This is a genomic window from Lentilactobacillus sp. TOM.63 (genome assembly GCF_030361045.1).
Classification (GTDB): Bacteria; Bacillota; Bacilli; order Lactobacillales; family Lactobacillaceae; genus Lentilactobacillus; species Lentilactobacillus dabitei.
The window spans coordinates 12,630-33,059 of the sequence record NZ_JAUCAP010000018.1 but is presented as its reverse complement, the minus strand read 5'-3'; the positions used below and the strand labels follow the sequence as shown (position 1 = coordinate 33,059).

The 20,430-nt window shown below is 43.9% G+C and carries 16 protein-coding genes; 11 read left to right on the top strand and 5 right to left on the bottom strand.

From position 1 onward, the window contains the following. Positions 1-3: 3 nt before the first annotated feature. Positions 4-276 (top strand): cupredoxin domain-containing protein, encoded by a 273-nt coding sequence (locus QUF07_RS05355; RefSeq protein WP_289426939.1) that lies wholly within the window; start codon positions 4-6, stop codon positions 274-276. Continuing rightward, positions 276-2,201 carry a copper-translocating P-type ATPase gene (locus QUF07_RS05350; RefSeq protein ID WP_217162443.1) on the top strand — a complete coding sequence of 642 codons (1,926 nt, stop codon included), beginning with the start codon at positions 276-278 and terminating at the stop codon, positions 2,199-2,201. Before QUF07_RS05355 ends, QUF07_RS05350 begins: the two co-directional genes overlap by 1 nt. A 171-nt stretch (positions 2,202-2,372) precedes the next feature. On the opposite strand, the gene QUF07_RS05345 is transcribed toward QUF07_RS05350, so the two are convergent. Together QUF07_RS05345 and QUF07_RS05340 are read right to left on the bottom strand one after the other, a co-directional pair. Then, on the bottom strand, positions 2,373-3,926 hold the full coding sequence (locus tag QUF07_RS05345; protein ID WP_289426938.1) for a bifunctional metallophosphatase/5'-nucleotidase: 1,554 nt from the start codon (positions 3,924-3,926) through the stop codon (positions 2,373-2,375). A gap of 266 nt (positions 3,927-4,192) precedes the next feature. Continuing rightward, on the bottom strand, positions 4,193-6,205 hold the full coding sequence (locus QUF07_RS05340) for a cation:proton antiporter (protein ID WP_289426937.1): 2,013 nt from the start codon (positions 6,203-6,205) through the stop codon (positions 4,193-4,195). A 195-nt stretch (positions 6,206-6,400) separates the two neighbouring features. Here QUF07_RS05340 and spx point away from each other — a divergent pair, with 195 nt between their 5' ends. The 5 genes from spx to QUF07_RS05315 all read left to right on the top strand — a co-directional run bounded on the left by spx (position 6,401) and on the right by QUF07_RS05315 (position 10,745). Continuing rightward, entirely contained in the window at positions 6,401-6,796 is a 396-nt protein-coding gene (gene spx / locus QUF07_RS05335; protein ID WP_054747297.1) for a transcriptional regulator Spx, read from the top strand. A gap of 285 nt (positions 6,797-7,081) precedes the next feature. Then, positions 7,082-7,876 (top strand): Cof-type HAD-IIB family hydrolase, encoded by a 795-nt coding sequence (locus QUF07_RS05330; RefSeq protein WP_217162489.1) that lies wholly within the window; start codon positions 7,082-7,084, stop codon positions 7,874-7,876. A gap of 114 nt (positions 7,877-7,990) precedes the next feature. After that, positions 7,991-8,830, top strand: a complete 840-nt coding sequence (locus QUF07_RS05325) for a hypothetical protein (protein ID WP_289426936.1) — start codon at positions 7,991-7,993, stop codon at positions 8,828-8,830. Positions 8,831-8,872: 42 nt separating this feature from the next. Then, on the top strand, positions 8,873-9,703 hold the full coding sequence (locus tag QUF07_RS05320; RefSeq protein WP_217162436.1) for a hypothetical protein: 831 nt from the start codon (positions 8,873-8,875) through the stop codon (positions 9,701-9,703). Positions 9,704-10,136: 433 nt separating this feature from the next. Beyond that, on the top strand, positions 10,137-10,745 hold the full coding sequence (locus QUF07_RS05315; RefSeq protein ID WP_249778419.1) for a TMEM175 family protein: 609 nt from the start codon (positions 10,137-10,139) through the stop codon (positions 10,743-10,745). A 100-nt stretch (positions 10,746-10,845) separates the two neighbouring features. Here QUF07_RS05315 and QUF07_RS05310 read toward each other — a convergent pair whose 3' ends face one another. Next, a complete protein-coding gene (locus QUF07_RS05310) occupies positions 10,846-11,802 on the bottom strand; it encodes a nucleoside hydrolase (protein WP_217162434.1) in 957 nt (318 codons plus the stop codon). Between the two features lie 151 nt (positions 11,803-11,953). Here QUF07_RS05310 and QUF07_RS05305 point away from each other — a divergent pair, with 151 nt between their 5' ends. The 3 genes from QUF07_RS05305 (at position 11,954) to QUF07_RS05295 (ending at position 16,429) form a co-directional block, all read left to right on the top strand. Further along, positions 11,954-13,024, top strand: coding sequence for a PrsW family intramembrane metalloprotease (locus QUF07_RS05305; RefSeq protein WP_289426935.1), 1,071 nt, complete (start codon positions 11,954-11,956; stop codon positions 13,022-13,024). A gap of 10 nt (positions 13,025-13,034) precedes the next feature. Beyond that, the gene (locus tag QUF07_RS05300) at positions 13,035-14,045 is read left to right on the top strand and encodes an NAD(P)/FAD-dependent oxidoreductase (protein ID WP_289426934.1); all 1,011 of its coding nucleotides are present in this window, start codon (positions 13,035-13,037) and stop codon (positions 14,043-14,045) included. 116 nt (positions 14,046-14,161) lie between these two features. After that, the gene (locus QUF07_RS05295; RefSeq protein WP_289426933.1) at positions 14,162-16,429 is read left to right on the top strand and encodes an ATP-binding cassette domain-containing protein; all 2,268 of its coding nucleotides are present in this window, start codon (positions 14,162-14,164) and stop codon (positions 16,427-16,429) included. A 153-nt stretch (positions 16,430-16,582) separates the two neighbouring features. On the opposite strand, the gene QUF07_RS05290 is transcribed toward QUF07_RS05295, so the two are convergent. Both QUF07_RS05290 and QUF07_RS05285 read right to left on the bottom strand, forming a co-directional pair. Beyond that, on the bottom strand, positions 16,583-17,365 hold the full coding sequence (locus tag QUF07_RS05290; protein ID WP_217164831.1) for a potassium channel family protein: 783 nt from the start codon (positions 17,363-17,365) through the stop codon (positions 16,583-16,585). Positions 17,366-17,460: 95 nt separating this feature from the next. Then, positions 17,461-19,605 carry an LTA synthase family protein gene (locus QUF07_RS05285; RefSeq protein WP_217341491.1) on the bottom strand — a complete coding sequence of 715 codons (2,145 nt, stop codon included), beginning with the start codon at positions 19,603-19,605 and terminating at the stop codon, positions 17,461-17,463. Between the two features lie 159 nt (positions 19,606-19,764). On the opposite strand from QUF07_RS05285, the gene QUF07_RS05280 reads away from it, so the two are divergent. Continuing rightward, entirely contained in the window at positions 19,765-20,421 is a 657-nt protein-coding gene (locus QUF07_RS05280) for a histidine phosphatase family protein (protein WP_289426932.1), read from the top strand. Positions 20,422-20,430: the final 9 nt, after the last annotated feature.

The following is a 20,430-nucleotide window of genomic DNA, read 5'->3' as shown; positions in this document are numbered from 1 at the left end:
ATGATGAATGAGAATAAACAAACAATGAACGTGACAGTTGCCGGTGGCTACGAGCCCTCAGTGATTAAATTTAAGCAGGGGGTGCCAGCAGAGATTAACTTTGCTCGAACAAGTGACCAGGGATGTTTGGATGTGGTTCATTCCGAGGCACTCAATTTTTCGGAAGAACTGCCAATTAATGTAACCAAAACCGTCCAAGTGCCAACGGATAAGGCTGGTGAATTCAGCTTCAGTTGTGGAATGGATATGTTCAGTGGGAAAGTTGAGGTGGGTTAATGACCATTACGAAACGTTTTTGGATTTCACTCGTATTTTCGCTGCCAATGCTGGTGGAAATGATCCTCAAACCGTTTGGATGGATGATGCCAGGGGGCGAATGGACGATGCTGGCGTTGACAACGGTTGTCATGATGGTTGCCGCCGGGCCGTTTCTCCAAAGTGCTTGGGCATCGTTTAAAAAACATCATTCGAACATGGATACCTTGGTTGCTGTTGGAACAACAACTACTTACGTATATAGTATTTACGCGATGGCGACCAACCAGCCGGTTTTCTTTGAAAGTGCGGCCTTTGTGACCACCTTTGTGTTACTCGGTCAGGTTTTTGAAGAACGAATGCGTAACAATGCCTCAAACGCCGTTGAAAAGTTAGTCAACCTTCAGGCTAAAGATGCCGAGGTTGTGCGTGACGGCAGGGTGATTAAGCTACCATTGTCTGAAATTGTCGTTGGTGACGTCATCAAAGTCCGACCCGGCGAAAAGATCGCTGTTGATGGTCAAATTGTGAGCGGCTCGTCAACAATTGATGAATCGATGATTACCGGTGAAAGTATGCCGGTTGAGAAAAAAGTTGGTGATTCAGTCGTTGGGGCAACTGTTAATGGAACCGGAACCTTTACCTTTAGAGCGGGCAAAGTGGGACAAAATACCATGTTGGCTCAGATTGTTGAGTTAGTGAAAAAAGCCCAAAACAGTCATGCGCCCATTCAAGGGTTAACCGATAAAGTGTCGGAAATCTTTGTCCCGCTTGTGCTGATGATTGCGATTCTCACATTTTTGGTATGGTACGTCCTCATCGGGGCCAGCGTTGCCAATTCATTGATTTTTGCCGTATCAGTCGTTGTGATTGCCTGCCCATGTGCGCTGGGACTTGCAACGCCAACGGCACTGATGGTTGGAACCGGCCGCAGTGCTCGAATGGGAATCCTCATTAAAAACGGCGAGGTCCTTGAAGCCGTCAATGATGTTAAAACGGTTGTCTTCGATAAAACTGGAACGATTACGGTTGGCAAGCCGCAAGTCACGGATGTGATTGGGGATGCCAATAAAGTGTTGCAGCTCGCAGCCAGCCTAGAGCAATCATCAGAGCATCCCTTGGCAACGGCAATTATCAAGAAAGCCAACCAGTCAGGCGTTCCGATGAGTCCCGCCCAGCATTTTCAGGCAATTGAGGGTAAGGGCGTGCGAGCCAATATTGATGGTGAAAGCGCGTTTGTTGGCAACGATAAATTACTGGCTGATGTGACAGTCAGTGATGCTCTTAAATCAAAAATGACCACCTTGCAGCAGCAAGCCAAAACGGTCGTCTTTGTTGGCCAAGGCACTCAAATTGTTGGGTTGATTGCGATTCAAGACGCGCCCAAGGCAACCTCTAAGGAAGCCATTGTCGCTCTTAAGTCTCAAGGACTCAAAACAGTGATGTTAACTGGGGATAACTTGGCGGTTTCTAAAGCTATCGCGGATCAAGTCGGCATTGATGAAGTGGTTGCAAACGTGTTGCCGGCAGATAAAGCCAACCAAGTTAAGAATTTCCAGCAGTTTGGCAAAGTGGCTTTCGTTGGGGATGGGATTAATGATGCCCCCGCCTTAAGTACCGCCGATGTTGGGATTGCCATGGGATCCGGAACCGATATTGCGATTGAATCCGGTGGGATCGTCCTCGTTAAGAACGATCTGCGAGACGTATACAAAGCCTTGGAGTTGAGTAAGAAGACGTTTAATCGGATCAAACTCAATCTGTTTTGGGCGTTCGTCTACAATGTGTTGGGTATTCCGGTTGCGGCCGGGGTGTTCTACTTCATTGGGATGACACTGAGCCCTGAATTAGCAGGCCTGGCAATGGCACTTAGCTCGTTGTCAGTGGTCACCAGTTCAGTTTTGTTAAATCGGACAAAGATTGCTGAGGTTCCAGCGGCTTCTTAGTGTGGCGCAAGATTAAGCCGAACAGCAATTTGATCTCAAAAATTAAGTAAAAAAAGTCGTGCATTCTGATTGTTTGGAATGCACGGTTTTAAATTCCGGAATCAAGATACCGTCCGGCTCAATCTTCCTGAATTCATATCTATTCTGATTGTTTGAAAATGAATGCCCAAATTACTTGGGAATAATTTTAAAATTATGATTATTGGTTGCTTCAACCACCGGATGCTTTTGGAGGTATTCCAGAATCACTTGACTAATTGTTGTATCGCTGCCAGCAACAATTTTGTCTCGGGTAAACATCGGATAATGGCCGCCACCACTTGCCCGATACCGGTTTAAGGCAATATAGAATATTTGATCATCGCTGACATCTTCGCCATGATATTTTAATTCCGTCACGCGATTGCCGACTGGTCTGGAAATATTTAAGGTGTAGTCGATGCCTTCATACATGTCGTAGTTATAGAAACGCTCCTTTGGAAACATGAACTGTTCGTTGACCACCACTTGGCCGTGCTTGACATCAAAGTATTTTGCACTGACTTCTAGAGCCGCCCGTAAATCCGCACCGGTGATCCGTGATTTGACGAGCGTGTTCGGATAGACGTAGTTGGTGATGACATTACGCATTGTGATTGGATCTTCAAAGCCATGTGCTTCGTTATTATAAAGAGCAGTTGCGGAGATGTCGGTCCCCATTTTATCCATTTGGATTTTTTGAATAAATTCAATAAATGCTGTTTCATTGATGCGGGCCTTGAATGGGTCGTCGAATGTGAGACTCCCCTTGATCTTAGATAATGGTTCATCAAGCCAGTGTTGGAGATGCTCGGATAACGCAGAAATGGTTTCACCGATTTTTTCGTCAGGATCGCTGTCACTGACACTAATCAGTTCGGAGTTGGTTCGGGTGATTTGATGATCCTTATTGGAGACATTGAAGGAGATTTTGCCAAGAAACTCACCGCGGGATCCTGGTTGGATGATTGGCACGTTAAATAGCCGACTCGCTATTTTTCGGTGTTGATGGCCGGAAACGAAGGCGTCAATGCCGTCAATGTGTTGGAGAATATCATAACCGCGGTTTTCACCTGGGTTAATATCGTTCCAATTGCCGGTATGGTCGCGTTCAAAGCCGCCGTGATAGACGACAACTACGATATCTGCTTTCTTTCTGAGTTCTGGCACGTACCGTTTGCACGCGTCAAGCTCTGAAATTAAGTTGAAGTCGTTGAGGTCGTTCACGTTTTTCCATTTTTTTGTACTGGTGGTCGTTAATCCCAAAAAGCCGACCTTCACATTGGCAACATCGATAATTGTATACGGATCTGCCAATAAGGGTTCATTATGATTATCCACGATGTTGGCACACACAAAATGCCGATTTGAGTGCTGCATCATGAAGTTCAGGTAATTTAGCCCGTAATCGAATTCGTGATTGCCGATCGTGCCAATTTGATAACCGACTTGGTTGTATGCCGAAATGAACGATTCTTGATCCTGTTGGTCAGCCTTCTTGGCGACATAATATGCCATAGGCGACCCCTCAAGGAAGTCGCCATTGTCGATTAAGATGATTTTTTCATCGGGATGTTGTTGAATATATGTGTTGATGGCCGTGCAATCTCGTTGTAATCCAAATGGCTTATCCGAGCCTGAATCAACGTAATTGGTTGGCTCGATAAACCCATGAGTATCACTGGTCGCAAGTAGTGTTATTTTCATTTTTTCACCTACAAAAACAATTATAGTGTCAAGTATAGTCAATTGGGGTGGGGATGTAAACGTCAGAGTGTGAAGCTAAGCGGTTAGGAACTGGAATATAAGTCGCTTACTGGGAAAACTCCTGGGCTTGGAGTTTTGCCAGTAAGTGCTTATATGTAAGTTCCTGCTTGGCTGAACATGTTTAATCAGAGTGTGAAGCTAAGCGGTTAATAATCGGAGTAGCATGTTTTTTGGCTGCTGGGACTTATATGTTGGGTTCTAACTACTTAGCTTTGCCCATTGTCCTGCATGAAGACCATCTGATCCGTCGAAATGCTTTGATTCAACTGGTCTGAAATATTTCGCGAAATCTTCTCCGTTCTGAAGGCATCGGCCACATATGTGTACTCATATTGGAAGGCCTGAATTAGCAGGCTTTCTCGCCGGCCATTGGCTTCATCTGAGTTGTCGAAGCGTAGGTGACGGAAATTATACCCGTTCCTGACAAAATTGACTGAAGCGGTGTTATGAGCCGTTTCAATGCTATCCAGATAATCATTCACCCTTTCGAACGCCATTTCCTCGATCAGCAAGCTCATCTGACGGATTTGTTTACCTTTTTCGACCAGCCGGTTAAACTTTTCTGATCCGCGGTTTCCCTGACTTCGGGCGTTATATTGTTGGACTCGGCGTTTGACTTCTTTTTTGGAAACTTTTCGCTTCTTGAACCGGTGAGTTTGTAAGCGGATCAGATATTTGATCCTTGTCCAAAAGCCGGAACTCCGGCCGGATGCAGCAACCATTCTTCTCGAAAAAATATTTGCAAACTGTTGGGAGATCTTGCCTTCATTCAATGCATCGACAACGACTTGGGCTTCAATTTCTCTGGCATGGGTCATGATATTACGAATTTCGGTCCGGTTGGTTGCCCGGTTGTTCTTTTGACTGTTGAGCATATCGATGATGTAATTGCGGTCCACCAGTGAGATAGTGCCATCTGATTTGACTTTGGAGATCGCATAAGCCACCATTTCACCTTGATATTTTTTGAAAGTTCCCTGATCTTGATCGTTCTTTTGAGGCAGCAAAGCCGGCAAGATAATTGTTGGAACCAACAGGCTGAGTAAAATCACAATTGTGGCCACGAAGATCAACTGACTTCGATAAGGAAAGGACTTACCAAACGCTGTCAATGGCAGGGATAACGCCATTGACAAGGTTATCGTGCCATGGACGCCGCCGATTGCTGTTAATAAGGCTTCTTTTAAAGTAGCGTCTTGGTGATGGTGGGTTTGAACCAGATTGAATTTGACCCATAGAAACCGAATGACGACCATTAACAGATAAATCCCAGCACCAAATAAGCCAAGTTCTAAGATGAGAATGTCAGAATAGGGCATGATTTGGGCAATAACAGTTGGTAAAGTGACCCCCAGCAAAACGAAGACGATACCATTTAACAGGTTAGCAGCAATTTGCCAGGTGGCATTGGTAACCAAGCGAACGTTGGTGGAAGTCAGCTTTAATTGGCTTTGGTTGATACCATGCATGATCCCAGCGGAAACCACCGCTAAAATACCGGAACAGCCGAGGATTTCAGAGATCAAATAAATGGCAAACGGCGTCATTAAGCTGAAAGGCACAATCACGCTGGTGGTGTCCATGGATTGATTCACCAGAAACGTTCGTAATTTGACGAAAAGTAGGCCAGCAAATAGTCCGACCAGAATGCCGCCAAAAAAGCTGATCACAAATTTCGTGGGGCCCTCAGTGAATGAAAAATCACCGGTTAGAAAAGCTGCGACGGCCAAATTGAAAATCACGATTCCAGACGCATCGTTAAACAGGGATTCGCTTTCCAGAATACCGTGGACGTTACTTGGCACCTCAACGTTTTGGGTAATGGACTTAAGGGCAACAGAATCAGTTGGGGTGACAATCGCAGCCAGTGCAAAACACAGGGCCAATGGAATCGTTGGCATCAAGAAATGGGCGGCCCCACCGATGACAACCGCGGTGATCACTGCCAAATACACGGCCATTGAAAAAATATGACCAATGGATTGCCGAAACTGATTGGAATCGGTATTTTGCCGATCATTAAACATCAGTGGCGCAATGATACCCAGCATGAAGATCTCTGGGAAAAGGGAGAAATCGTGAAAGATAGGGAGCAATGACAGAATTAACCCACAGCCAATTTGATAAAAAGTGAGTGGGATTTTGGGAAAAATCGGGTAAATCATATTTGAAATAATGGCGGCTACAATTAGCAGCGCAACCGAATAAAAGGCTTCCAAATTAACACCTCAATATAGAAATTTATGATGATAAACATATTATAATGTAATGGGATAAAAAAGTGGCAAAAAATTTCACAAAATACTAACGAAAAGTAAGTAACGGTGTTGACAAAAGGTGTCGATATGTTAATATAGTCATTGAAGGATGTTGTTTCAGTTTCAAGGTTTCTGTATAGAACGGGGGGATTTGTAATGCTCAATTTATATGTTGCACAAAGTAGCGCTTCAAGTCGGAAGGCTCGGGCATGGTTGAAGAGCCATAACATTGACTTTAAGGAAAGAAATATTAATTCTAACCCTCTGAACGCCGATGAGGTCAAGCAAATCTTGCGTTTAACCGAGAATGGCAGCGAAGACATTATCTCTACTAGATCTAACATTTACAAGAAGTTGAACCTGGATATCGATAATTTGACCGTTTCTCAACTGGTTGATTTAGTGGTTAAGTATCCAGACCTCATCAAGCGACCAATTATTTTTGACGATCATCGTCTGGAAGTTGGTTTTAATGAGGAAGAAATCAGACGATTCTTGCCACGAAGTGTTCGAGAAGCAGAACTTCGTAAGTTGGAATCACAAATCAGTTAGTTAATTTAATTACTAAACAGTTATACGTATAAATAATCTGGTTCGAGCAAAAAGTTGCTCGAACCTCTTTTTTTGCTTGTGAAAATGGCTGAACCCGTTCAGATGATTGAGTGGATGCCCTTACGGATAATTTTAGCGATAATAACATTTATCCGTAACAATTTCAAAGGGAAACCAATCAATATTCAATCCTTTTAAAGTGCCGACTAATAGCGGTTGTATTCTATCAATAACTTGCGTAAAATTAATTTCGTTAATGAAAGGGAGAGAATTCGATTGATTAAAATGGTAGCGCTCGATCTGGACGGCACGTTGCTGACCAGCGATAAAACAATTTCTAAAACGAATGAACTGGCTTTAAAGAAGATTCATGATGCGGGCATCAAAGTGGTTCTTTGTACCGGCCGGCCAATTAACGCAATCTGGCGATTTATTGAACAACTCGGTTTAACTGAGACTGGGGACTACACGATCACCTTTAATGGGGCGTTAGTTGTTCACAATAACGACAAAGCGGAATTGGCAAAAAGTGGGATGAAAAAGCAATCCTTGCGGCCACTGCACGATTTTGTGCAAGCACAGCATGCGCCACTCGATATTTTGGACTTCGAGCAGGTTTATCAGTTGACCGATTTGAAGCCTTCTATGTACAAGCAACAATTTAAGGGCGGCATTGATTTTGTTCCTAGCTCCTTTGACAAGTTATCGACGGCTGATTTGTATTCTAAAGCGATCGTCTGTGATGAGCCGAAATGGTTGGATCGCTATCAGGCAAACATCGATGATCAATTGCGCAGCCAGTACCACATTGTCCGCTCGCAACCCCAAATTATGGAGTTTCTGGCACCAGAGATGGATAAAGTCGTTGGCTTAAAGGCATTGTTGGATCATTTTGACATGGACTTTACGAATTTGATGGCCTTCGGGGACGCAGAAAACGACTTGGGGATGATTTCTCATGCCAACATCGGCGTCGTCATGCAAAATGGCCAAGACCAGGTTAAACAAGCTGGTGACGTTGTGACTGGTGACAATGATGACGACGGCGTCGCGCAATACGTTGAAAAATATTTTAATTAAAATGGCGGCGTTTAAACTAGTTGTTTCCGGCTTTAATAAGTACAATTGAATTAGGACAACTTCTCCAAGCGGACTTCTAACCGCTTGGAGCTGGTCACGAGGGGGAATTAATCAATGAAAAAATTAATTGCAATTTTAACGGCGACTGCGGCTGCCAGTATCTTAGCATTTACAGGGCAAAGTACCACGGCTCAAGCTTCATGGTCGACTGGAACTAAAACATTGTGGACTTTATTTGAGCCAAATGGTGATCCAGATTGGGCCCGACTATTTTCGACCGCGGATAGTGTGAAGGCGGGTAAAAATGGTTATGTCTGGAACTACAGCCACACCAAGCGGATTCACAACTTAAAGAACTATCCGAATACAACTTGGTATGCAGTTCGTGGGATTTCTAAGAACAAGCACGTCTATTATCGAATTTCTAATCCTAATTCAACTGTCAAAGGATTGGTTTGGAGCGGCTATGTCAAGCCGTATGCAACTAAGACGGCCAAGGACTTTAAGACGGCCAACCAGTTTAATAATTATCTTCAAACTGAACCATCTCAAAAGCTCACTCGGGCAGTGCTACGACAGCTACCGAACATTCCGGTTAGTTTTGAATTATCGAAGTATGCGGCCTATCGATTTGCCCAATTTCCAAAGCAAATTACTAATTTCACTGACATTACGCCAATTAGTACGTTGACGCTGCCAAAAGCCGACTTTGCTTCAATCAAAAACTTTCAAACGGATTTGAATTCTCCCGGGGATGCTCAAATGGGAACCTATTGGGCATTAACGTACGGGCAACCCGTTAATTCACGGGCCGAGAAGATGATTGAAGTGCTTAATGATCACCAGATTGATTTATCACAATTTGATGCCACTAATGGTAACTGGCGAATTGGCGTTAATATGAATGATGGTCAGTGGCCAATGACGTTGATTCTTGCTAAGAAAACGGATTAATTTTGGCTTCAAATTAAAGGATTGTTAAAAAAGGGTGGTTGTATGAAAAAGTTTTGGGGAATGGTAATGATTGCGGTCACAGTTGGATTTTTATATACAGCGGCAAATTCACCTGCGCGGGCATCATGGATGAGCGGCACACAAAAGTGGTTTACGACGATTGGAAAGTATCCGGATGCCAATGAGTTTTTATATGCGGTGAAGAATCCCAACAAGAATGCTTACATGTGGAACTATAACCATACGAAACGCATTCATAATCTAAAGAATTATAAAAATACGACTTGGTACGTCACCCACGGGATTAAAAAGGGTAAATCTGTGTATTATCGCATTACCAATTACAATTCCACGGTTAAAGGATTAGTTTGGAGTGGCTATCTCCGACACTTGAAGTCATGGGGTGCTAGAGCTTTTAAAACATCAGATGAATTCAAGCAGTATGTCAAAACGTCTCCTTCAGCCAAACTTACTCGGGCAATTATGAAACAATTACCAAATATACCATTGGATTATCAACTTTCACGGTACGCTAATGGACAATATGGGGATTTTCCAAAGACTATTCCGGGTTATTCTGATATCACATCTTTGGGAACGCTCAATCTACCTAAGAAGGATTTTGCAACAATCAAGAACTTTCCCAATAACTACGATCTAGATCAAGCCAACTATGAACAGCAGTTGAATTGGTACTGGGCATTGACATTTGGTCAGCCGGTCGCACCAAGAGCTGCTAAGTTAAAAGAAGCCCTCAAAGTTAACAATATCGATTTAAACGATTATAAATCCGGTGACTGGGTCGTTGGTATTAGTGTGTTTGAAGGCATTGCAAATGGAACGGTAATTATTGCGAGGAAGAGTGCGGAGTAAAGCGGTTAGGAACTGGAGCACAAGTCTCCTTTGGTGGAAATCCTGGGTTTGGATTTTTGTCAAAGGTGCTTGTGTGCCAGTTCCTGCCTGACGTAGCACATTTGCGCTAGGGACCAATTCCCGGTTTTGGAATTTGTGCTGGTGGTGCTTACATGCAGGTTGCTGCCTGATGTAGCACATTTGCGCTAGGTAACGGTCGATTAAATCCTAGGTTTGGATTTTTGCCAAAGGTGCTTATGCGCAAGGTTGGCATTCGTTTAAATGAGGGTACTTCTTTTGGAACTCCCAACTCCCATCCTTGCTAAACGCAGGATAACGAGTGACTGTCGGCTAGTTTGCCTTGGCTTCTTAGGCAATAGGGCCTTCATCATTGCAGATCAATCAATTTGGCATCGTGTCTAACTGGCGGTCTTAACTCAAGGAGGGCAGAGAGATGTTTAAAGCGGATCGAATCCGGGCAATGAGTGATGGGCTGTTTGCCATTTTAATTACAATATTAGTGCTGGATTTTAAGCTGCCGGATTATCAGGCTGGCCATTTGTTAGCAGCGGTTGGTCGGCAGTGGCCAATCATGTTGGCATACGTTGTGTCGTTTTCATATATCGGTACGTTGTGGTTGTTTCATCACGACTTTTTTAGCACAATTGATTGGATTACCCCTGAATTGAATATTATCAATTTATTGGTATTATTTAGCATTACGCTCATTAATTATGCCACCAGTTTGATTTCTGCAGCCTTGTCGGCGATGAATCTGATAGATTTGCGAACAGCAATTATTATTTATGATGGGTGCGCGCTGTTCATTAGCTTCACCTTTGAATTAATGTATCGGTACAGCTACCGTCATCCTGAATTGACGAATCGTCAAAGATCAGCAAATGAGGGAATGTATTTCATCAAAAGCGATCCGATTATCAGTGTCGTTATCTATCTGATTTCAATTGTGACTTCGTTCTTTTCAGTCGTAGTTGGCGGTATTTTTCTCTTGGCCGGTATTATCTGGCATGCGATTGCATACGTCCGGCTGACAAAAAAGTAGCGATCCGTAATGAAGGGTTGTGAAAAATGAACTTAAATAAAAAGGATCCTCGCGAATTTTTTCGCTGGGATTCTTTTTGGTTGAGCGTTATGCTTGACCGCTAGTTTTGCTTAAATAAGTTCGTTAAGTGATCCATGAAAGCTTTTAGATAAGCATCAACATCCGCATTCACAGCGACTTTAACATTTGTATTCGGATCATCCAAACGAGCAGGGTCACCTATTGTTCGCCCATAATACTTTTCGTCAGTCGTGACATACATATTCAATCCGATTGTCTGAACAAAGTCGGGGTTGATCGCAACTCCTACCGCAAATGGATCATGCAGGGCACAACCATGGAGGTCTGGGCTGGTAACTTCATAAGCTTTGATATAGTAATCAACAATATCGGCAAACGCTTCACCTGATTTGGTGTGTAAATCGCGCCATTGTTGCGTTTCCTTTTTAGTTAACAAGGTTCTCAAGGTAACATCCAAACCAACCTGGGTGAGGGGAACCTTGCGGAAAACATTGTTGGCGGCTGAAGCATCCTGTTGGATATTGGCCTCGGCAACGTTGGTAACATTTCCTGGAACGGTCACAGCACCGCCCATGATGGTGACGTTACCGATTTCATTGGCAATTTCCGGAGCCTTCTTAATCGCAGCGTCCAAGTTTGTTAATGGACCAGTTGGCACTAAGATGAGGTCTTTACCATATTGCTTAACGGCATTGATGAAGAAATCAATTGCATCGCCCTTTTCTGGCTGGCGAGTTGGATCTGGCAATTGAACTTCACCGATTCCATTTTCACCATGAATTTGAGCACTGACCGGCATTCTGTCGAAGTGATCTGATTCTGATGAGTGTGACAAGCCTTGGTAAACCGGTACGTCTGTAGCACCGAGCAGTTCCAAAATCTTGAGTGAATTTTGAACACCGTCTTCAACGTAAACATTACCATAAGAACCAATAATACCAATCAAGTCAACGTCTGGATCAGCGACTGCATAGGCAATCGCCATTGCGTCATCGATACCAGTATCAAGGTCAAGAATCATTTTTTTCTGGGCCATTAAGAAACTACCTCCGTTCGTGTATGATCAAGGATGAAAACCCTTTACCCCATCATACTCGAAATCCATGCATAACTCAATTGCCGGCGGAGTCTTGAAACCAATTAATTTGTAAGTTACGCTTAATGGTATCAATAAATAGGAGTGAATTATGAAAAAAATTGGGAGTAACTTTTTTTCGCTGGTTTGGACAGGTGTCCGGCGGAACTATGACAATTTGGATGATAACATTGCCAAACATTTGGGCGAGACTGACGCCAACAGCCCGGTTGAGATTCATCTGTCACGGATGTTTTCAGACGTTTTTAAGCGCCATTCAAAGGATGAAGCCGACCGACTATTTATTGTGGGGACCCGTAAAACAACGCCCAGTCTTCGAAAAGTTTCCAGCCGACCGGTGAAGCCGTGGTTCTTTTCACGGGTATTCGCGGTTTTGGCAGCGAGCTTTGTCATGTTGATTCTGCTATTATTTTTATTTAAGAGTAATAAGGCAATCCCCGGACTCATTTTTATTGGGTCGTTGGCCGTCCCGTTTTCATTGATGATGATGTTTTTTGAAATTAATGTCTATCAAAATATTTCGGTATTGGAGTTGTTCACAACCTTTTTGGTGGGTGGCATCCTCTCACTACTGGTGACGATGACCTTCTATATGCTATTGCCGATTCGAACTGAGGTCAGCATCGAATCTGCGTTGATTGTGGGAATTACTGAGGAACTGGCAAAATGTATTGTAATCATTATTTTTATCAATATGTACAAATTAAACTATATTTTTAATGGTGTTTTGATTGGGGCAGCAATCGGTGCTGGCTTCTCAGTGTTTGAAAGTTCCGGTTACGTCAGTGAATATGGGCTGGCAACGATTTTTACCCGCAGTTTCCAAGCAATTGGGACGCACACAATTTGGGCAGCGATCATTGGTGGCGCAATTATTCTGGGGAAACAACGAAAGCATCAATTTACGATGACAGATTTTTTCACCAAACCCAGATTTCTTATCTTCTTCATAATCGCAATTTGCCTTCATACATTCTGGGATTGGGATATTCCAAACACTGGAATTGATATTTCATTGTTGCAGGAATTGATTGATGTTATTATTGGTTGGTTTTTAATTTTTGTGATGATCGATGCTGGCCTGCGAGAGGTCAAAACCCTGCAAGGTCAACAAATCGTGATTCATCGGACAAAGAAGAAACAGCTTGTAAAAAAGCGCTAGGAGGATTCTCATGGCAACAAAAGATTCAATTTATGATATTACAATAATTGGCGGCGGGCCCGCCGGAATGTTTGCCGGATTTTATGCTGGGTTAAGGGATGCGAAGACCCAAATTATTGAAAGCTTGTCCGAATTGGGTGGTCAGGTGAGTGCATTGTACCCTGAGAAGACAATTTTGGACGTCGGCGGCTATCCAAACATCAAGGCCAGAAATTTGGTCGCGGAACTGGATAAACAGCTTAAACAGGCTGATACAGACATTAAGCTCAATCAAACGGTGACGGATGTCGATAAAATCGATGAAGGTTACCAGATCACCACTAATCGAGGGACGAGTAAAACTAAAGCGATTATCATTGCGACCGGAGTGGGCGCCTTTAACCCACGTAAATTAGCAGTGGATAACGGCGAACAATTCGAAGGCAAGAGCTTGTTTTATAGTGTGAAGAACTTGGCGCATTTCCGCGATCACGAAGTTTTGGTTGCCGGAGGTGGAGATGCAGCGATTGATGAAGCCTTGCTGCTGAATTCAGTTGCCAAGAAGGTTTATTTGTTGCATCGTCGCGACAAGTTCAGGGCAATGGAACACAGTGTAACCCAACTGGTGCAGTCGTCAATTGAACTGGTTACTCCCTATTTGATTCAAAAGCTCACTCAGCAAGCTGATGGCCGGGTGAAAGTTTCTGCTAAGAAGATGAAAACTGAAGAGATGAAAGACCTCGTGGTGGATGACTTGGTTGTCAACTATGGCTTCATCGCTCAAGACGATGCGCTAAATGGTTGGACAGTTCACCCGGAAACGGATCATGGGACGGTTAAAGTGGCAACCAATGCGTTGACTGATCAGGATAACATTTATGCGATCGGCGATGTCTCAAAGTATGACGGCAAGCAACCATTGATCGCAACCGCCCTAGGAGAAGCGCCAATTGCGGTCAATGCCGCAATGAAGCACATTTATCCGGACAGACGGGGGCCGGTTCATAGTACCTCAATCAGTGAACATGCTAAGTGGCATTGATCTAGGTAATCATAGAATGGATCCAAACAGAATTGGGAGCTGTCATTCTGAGGTGAACATGCCTGGCCAATCTTGTCAAATCACAATAATGCAAACAGTCAAAAGGAGGACCCCACATGTTTGAACGCGGTGCCATCGAAGTTAATGATGCTCATCAGAATAATTTAAAACACATTAATTTAACAATTCCAAAGTATAAAATTACGGTTTTCGCCGGCCTGTCTGGATCTGGGAAGTCCTCACTCGTTTTTGACACGATTGCGGCTGCGTCTCGGCGAGAATTGAATGAAACCTTCCCCAGTTTTACCCAACAATATCTACCTAAATATGGTCAGCCGCACGTTAAGCGGATCGATCACTTGCCCGTGGCAATTGTGATTGAACAAAAGCGAATTGGGAAGAATGCCCGGTCGGCGCTTTCAACCTACACCGGGATTTATTCCCTGTTGCGGTTATTATTTTCCCGGGCAGGACAACCATTTGTGGGATACTCGGATACATTTTCATTCAATTTACCCCAAGGGATGTGTCAAACTTGTCAAGGGTTGGGCTACGTCGACGATATCGATTCCAAGGCACTCATTGACCCCAACAAATCCTTGAATCAAGGCGCGATCACCTTCGTCAGCTTTGGGCCGAACACCTGGCGTTGGCGCCGGTACGTGAATAGCGGCCTGTTTGATAATGATAAGCCAATCAAAGACTATAGCGATCACGAAATGAATATGCTAATGAATGCCCCCCAGCAGCAATTAAAGGGGGCTCCTGCTAAATGGCCCCGGACAGCCTTGTATGAAGGGGTGATCCCCCGAATTCGGCGGTCAATTATTGGCAAGAAAGAAGCGCAGCATCATAAGGAGGCACTGGCCAAAATTGTGACCCGGCGTCCTTGTCCTGATTGTCATGGAACCAGATTGCGGCCAGAAGTATTGACATGTAAGATTAACGGTCTCAGTATTGCCGACGTCTTATCGATGGATCTTGTTCATGCACTGAAATTTCTGCATGACATTGATGTGCCGTTAGTAACTGACGTGATCCGTGAAGTCGGCACGAAAATCCAATCGCTGATCGATATTGGCTTGGGTTACCTGACACTGGATCGAAGTACCGAAACGCTGTCAGGCGGAGAAACGCAACGGATTAAAATCGCCAAATTCCTGACCAGTGACTTGGTCGACATGGTTTATATTCTTGATGAACCCAGTGTTGGCCTGCATCCACATGATATTCAACTCATTAAAAATGCTTTGATTAATTTAAAGGACAAGGGCAACACCATTCTAGTTGTCGAACATAATCCCGAACTGATTCCGATTGCCGATTACGTGGTTGAAATTGGTCCCAAAGCCGGTAAGGGTGGCGGTCAAGTCACTTTCACCGGAACTTACGAGGAATTGCTTAATTCAAATACGATGACGGGTGACTACCTCAAACGACCACTCACTTATCGGACACCCCGCCAATTTGACGAAAAGATTTCATTGAAGCACGTCCAGACGCATAATTTAAAAGATGTCAGCGTGGCGATTCCACTTGGCGTTGAAACAGTTATTTCCGGTGTGGCTGGTTCTGGTAAGAGTTCGTTAGTTGACGCGTTAAGACCAAAGTTAAAGGAACCCTTTATTGATTTGGCTCAAGGGGCGATTGGCACCAATATTCGATCAACGCCAGTGACTTATTTGGACATTTTGGATGATATCCGCAAAGAATTTGCTAAGGCAAGTGGCGCGTCGACCAGTTTATTTAGTTACAACGGTAAAGGTGCCTGTCCGCGCTGTAAGGGCAAGGGCGTGACAATTACCAATATGGCGTTCATGGATCCAGTGGCTCAGGAATGTGAAATGTGCCATGGAAAACGTTACAATGACGAAGCCTTAAGCCATTTGTATCATGGTAAGAATATCAGCGAAGTCCTCAACCTGCCGATTGAAATGGCAATTGCGTTCTTTAAGGATACTAAAGAAATCGATCATAAGTTAGTGAACATGCAAAAAGTTGGTTTGGACTATCTGACGTTGGGCCAGCCATTGACGACACTGTCTGGTGGTGAGCTGCAACGACTTAAGTTAGCGGTTCAACTGAACAAAACCGGCACGATTTATTTATTGGATGAGCCAACTGCCGGCTTGCACATGAAGGATGTTGCCAAGTTGATCAAACTGTTTGACGAACTGGTGGCGGCCGGAAATACGCTCATTATTGTTGAACACAACTTGGAGGTTATCAGCAAGGCAGACTGGTTGATTGACGTCGGCCCAAATGCCGGAATTTATGGTGGTGAGATTTTATATGCCGGAATTCCTGAGAAAGCACAGGCTGAAGCAGCATCACGAACTGGTCAAGCACTGAAGGCCTACAATCAGCAGCGTCAGTTAAATTAAGATAAATCAATCAGATGTTGAGACATTAGTAATTGATAAAAACTTGCGTCAAACGACTGACCCGGGCCACATAAGCGAAAACGGCAATGCATTCTGTTTCTGGGAATGCATTGCCGTTTTCGCTTATGTTGTAGGATCAAATCGTTGATCTCACTATTTTTGTTTATGCTTTTTAGTGGCGTGGTGTTCTGGCTGACCCGCTTTCTCAGCCTTTAAGTGTTTCTCCAGCTGATCCACTTGCTTGGAAAGGCGGGCAACCTGCCGGGAGAGCTGCTTTAGAGTCTGCGTTTGTTCATCCTGCTTGTCCTCGTTCGTGAAGAAATCGGTAATCGTTGAGGTTAATAAACCAAGAAAGCCAATCCCACCAAGCATGAGGACAGCAGCGACAATCTTGCCACCGTCGGTCTTAGGGGTCACGTCACCGTAACCAACGGTCGTCGCTGTAGTAATTGCCCACCAAAGTGAATTTTGGAGCGAATCGTGCTCAAACGAAGCAAAAATCAGCGAGCTAAAGATGAGGATAACCAAACTGATTGACAATAGGTAGATGAAGCCAGTGTCGTACAAAAAACGATGCAGAGCCCGAGTAAACTTCCCAGAAAGGCCAAATTTCCAAAGCAGGTTGTAATACCTCACGATTGAATAGAGACGCGCAATCCGGAAAAATACGAAGATCGGATGCGACGGGATTAACGCAATTAAGTCGAACAAATTTGAAATTAAAAAGTCTTTTTTGGATTTGGCTCGGAAAAACCGGATGACATAATCCATTAGGAAGAACAGCCAAATCAGCATGAAGGCGATTCGATATGGCCCGTGATGCAGCGTAATCGTGTCGTTAAGGGCGAAGATGGCCATTGCAAAGGATACCAATGCCAAAGCCGCAACCAGCACATTATAGAGCAGAATATCCAGTTTTTGAATGCCGCGTTTCATATTGTCAACTCCCCCTAAAAGTGAACAATTCCCCGCACTTAATCCGCGATCAGCCAGCTAGATGCTTTTTGCTCCCTTAAACTTTGGTGGACTTACTAACGGCTGCTGTCGTTGTTCGTTGCATCCGGATTGGTAATCTTAATCCGGTTGGTATCGCTTGATTTATGGTGAATCTCAGGCGCATCGGTAAAGTATTCATGAATCGTTGACTTGTCACCATTTTCAGAATACAAGCTCGTCGATTTCTTGCCACGCTTCTCTTCAATCTTCTTCTCTTTTTGATAGCCATCAGCGTAATTATATTTCCGGGGATCGATACTTTCGAAGCCCTTTGGATGGTAGAAGCGCAGCAGGTTCTTCTCGTTGAGCGAATCGGAAAGAGATAACTCGGTTTGGACTCGTTTCTTGTTTTTCTTCACTTGCGCTGCCTGTTGCTTGGTCAGCTTCAGCAATTGGCCCGTCTTGTTTGAGTAGATATCGCCGCCAATTGAAGTGAAGGTGGGGCTGACCCAGTCCTGATTTCTGAATGCCACGACTTGATCATGCTGCTTTGAGAAAATGTCGGTGCCAAATTGAACGTACCGCTTGGTGCTGACCCCGAGTAAATGCATCAGCGTTGGCAGAACGTCAATTTCGCCGGCATACTTGTTAGAAACGTACCCGTCTTTTCGGCCAGGGATGTTGATGATCAGTGGAACCCGCTGAAGTTGAGCGTTGTCAAAATCGTCCCAATCATCTGCATTCCGGTGGATTGCTTTGGCGAGGTTCTGGTTCTCAGAATCAGAAATTCCGTAGTGGTCCCCGTAAAGCACAATGACGGAATGCTTCAGTAAACCGCTCTTACGCAGGTAATTATAAAATTCGTGGACGGCTTGATCCAGATAGTGGGCGGTTAAGAAGTAGTTATCGACCACGTCATCGCCAGTGTTGGTGGTCTTGAAGTTGGTATCTTCCTTATCAAGGTCAAATGGGAAGTGATTGGTAACCGTGAGATATTTGACGTAGAAAGGCTGTTGGAGATTTTGCAAGTATTGCACGGAATCCCTGAATAACAGCTTATCTTTCAAGCCATATCCCAACGAGCGGTCGCCAGATGTATCATAGTAACTGGCATCAAAGAAGTATTGGTAACCCATGTTCTTATAAACGTTGTTTCGATTCCAAAAACTGGCAATGTTCCCGTGGAAAACAGCACTCGTGTAATCACGCCGTTGCTTCAGAATTGCCGGCGCAGCCTGAAAGGTGTTGTCGCTACCAAGTTGGGCAAAAAGCGACCCCTGGGGCAGGCCATAAGTGCTGGTTTCCAGCATATTTTCGGCATCGGACGTTTTTCCTTGACCAACTTGATGGAAGAAGTTCTTGAACGCATATGAAGAGTGACTCCGATATAATTTATTTAAAAATGGCGTAACTTCCTTGCCATTGATCTTTTGGCCAATTAAGAATTGCTGGAAACTTTCCAAATGAATGTAAATGACGTTCTTTCCCTTGGCAATTCCATAATATTTTTTATTGGGTTTCGCATAGTGAGCGCGGGTAAATTTGAGGACGTCATCTAGTTCGGATTTGGTGGCGGTTGCGCGCAGGTCGTTGTTGTGCTGTGACTTCATGCCATCATAAACCGTGAAGGCATCTAATCCCAGGTATTTGACGATGTAGGTTCGGTCAAATGTCCGAGTGAGCAACTGCGGTCGATCCATTTCTGCCAGTGAAAGGTTAATCGTAAAAAAGAGCATACAAAAAGACGTCACTGCAAGCCCAATTCGGCGGTTAAGTGGCCGTTGGTCGATCTTGATTTTCTTAAAGACCAGCAGTAAGACGATGATGACAATATCAATCCAGTAGAAGATATCGTGAATGTTAGTGAGCGCCCATGAACTGCCACTGAGTCCCTGATTGACTTTGGAGTAGCCGGTCATGGTGCTGACGGTCATGAAATCGGTAAATTCTCGGAAATAAATGACGTTTAAGTAAAGTAAAACTGTGTCGAGTATTGAAATTAATAGGGCAATCGGATAAAAGAACCGAGCCCGTTTGAAGTAAAGGGCAATCCCAATCAATAAACCAGTTGTGGCTAAGGGGTTAATCAAGACGATCAAGAATTGAAAGGGATTGCCGATCCCCAATTTAAAGTCAGCGAAATAAGCCAACATTGTCTTGAGCCAGAAACAAACGACTAGTAGAATGAGGAATCCTTTACGGGTGCTACTTTTCTCAAGAATCTTATTAACGAATTTCAAACCTTCTGCTCCTTAATATTATTGTTTATTTTATCTTATCAAATATTTTTCCAAAATTAAGGAAATAATCGGGATTTTGCCTAAATCTTAAAATGATTTGTTGTAACTGTATGAAAAAATTCTTATACTTGAGGCATCAAGCGTAAAGGAAGTGTCAGGATGAGTAAGTTTACGTTGTATATGGTTCGTCATGGGCAAACCTATTTCAATATTTATAATAAGTTACAAGGGTGGAGTAATTCACCACTCACCGATAAGGGGATGCAAAATGCGGTTGATACCGGTGAGAAGCTTAAAAATACAAAATTTGCGGCTGCATACTGCAGTGATACCACTAGAGCCGAGGAGACTGCGAGGGTTATTTTAGAGAAAAATCAGGTTTCCGATGTCAAGCAGCCAACGACGTCGATGTTTTTTCGGGAGGAGTTTTACGGTTATTTTGAAGGAAATGACATGGATCAATCTTGGTATCTAGCGGGTGCGCCTCATGGCCTGACCACGTTTAAAGATATCGTGGAGAAATATTCGATCGGTCAAGCTAAAGATTATTTGAAGGCGGCAGACCCCTTCCATCAAGCTGAGAATAACGATGAATACTGGCAACGGTTGAATCAGGGATTTGATCTCATCAAAAATAATCCAACGATCAAAGATGGCGATAATATCTTGTTGATCAGCCACGGCAATACCTTATTGAGTGTCGTCGAGCGTTATGGTGAAGGCAAATATGACATTACCAAGCGGCCAGCTAATGGAAGTTTAACGAAGTTGGCATTTGATGGTGATAACGTGAAGGTTACGGCGTATAATGAATAATGTACGAGA

Bases quoted from the DNA above. Each gene is read 5' to 3' on its own strand.
- QUF07_RS05355 (WP_289426939.1), top strand. From the start codon at position 4: ATGAATGAGAATAAACAAACAATGAACGTGACAGTTGCCGGTGGCTAC.
- QUF07_RS05350 (WP_217162443.1), top strand. From the start codon at position 276: ATGACCATTACGAAACGTTTTTGGATTTCACTCGTATTTTCGCTGCCA.
- QUF07_RS05345 (WP_289426938.1), bottom strand. From the start codon at position 3,926: ATGAAAATAACACTACTTGCGACCAGTGATACTCATGGGTTTATCGAG.
- spx (WP_054747297.1), top strand. From the start codon at position 6,401: ATGCTCAATTTATATGTTGCACAAAGTAGCGCTTCAAGTCGGAAGGCT.
- QUF07_RS05330 (WP_217162489.1), top strand. From the start codon at position 7,082: ATGGTAGCGCTCGATCTGGACGGCACGTTGCTGACCAGCGATAAAACA.
- QUF07_RS05325 (WP_289426936.1), top strand. From the start codon at position 7,991: ATGAAAAAATTAATTGCAATTTTAACGGCGACTGCGGCTGCCAGTATC.
- QUF07_RS05320 (WP_217162436.1), top strand. From the start codon at position 8,873: ATGAAAAAGTTTTGGGGAATGGTAATGATTGCGGTCACAGTTGGATTT.
- QUF07_RS05315 (WP_249778419.1), top strand. From the start codon at position 10,137: ATGTTTAAAGCGGATCGAATCCGGGCAATGAGTGATGGGCTGTTTGCC.
- QUF07_RS05310 (WP_217162434.1), bottom strand. From the start codon at position 11,802: ATGGCCCAGAAAAAAATGATTCTTGACCTTGATACTGGTATCGATGAC.
- QUF07_RS05305 (WP_289426935.1), top strand. From the start codon at position 11,954: ATGAAAAAAATTGGGAGTAACTTTTTTTCGCTGGTTTGGACAGGTGTC.
- QUF07_RS05300 (WP_289426934.1), top strand. From the start codon at position 13,035: ATGGCAACAAAAGATTCAATTTATGATATTACAATAATTGGCGGCGGG.
- QUF07_RS05295 (WP_289426933.1), top strand. From the start codon at position 14,162: ATGTTTGAACGCGGTGCCATCGAAGTTAATGATGCTCATCAGAATAAT.
- QUF07_RS05290 (WP_217164831.1), bottom strand. From the start codon at position 17,365: ATGAAACGCGGCATTCAAAAACTGGATATTCTGCTCTATAATGTGCTG.
- QUF07_RS05280 (WP_289426932.1), top strand. From the start codon at position 19,765: ATGAGTAAGTTTACGTTGTATATGGTTCGTCATGGGCAAACCTATTTC.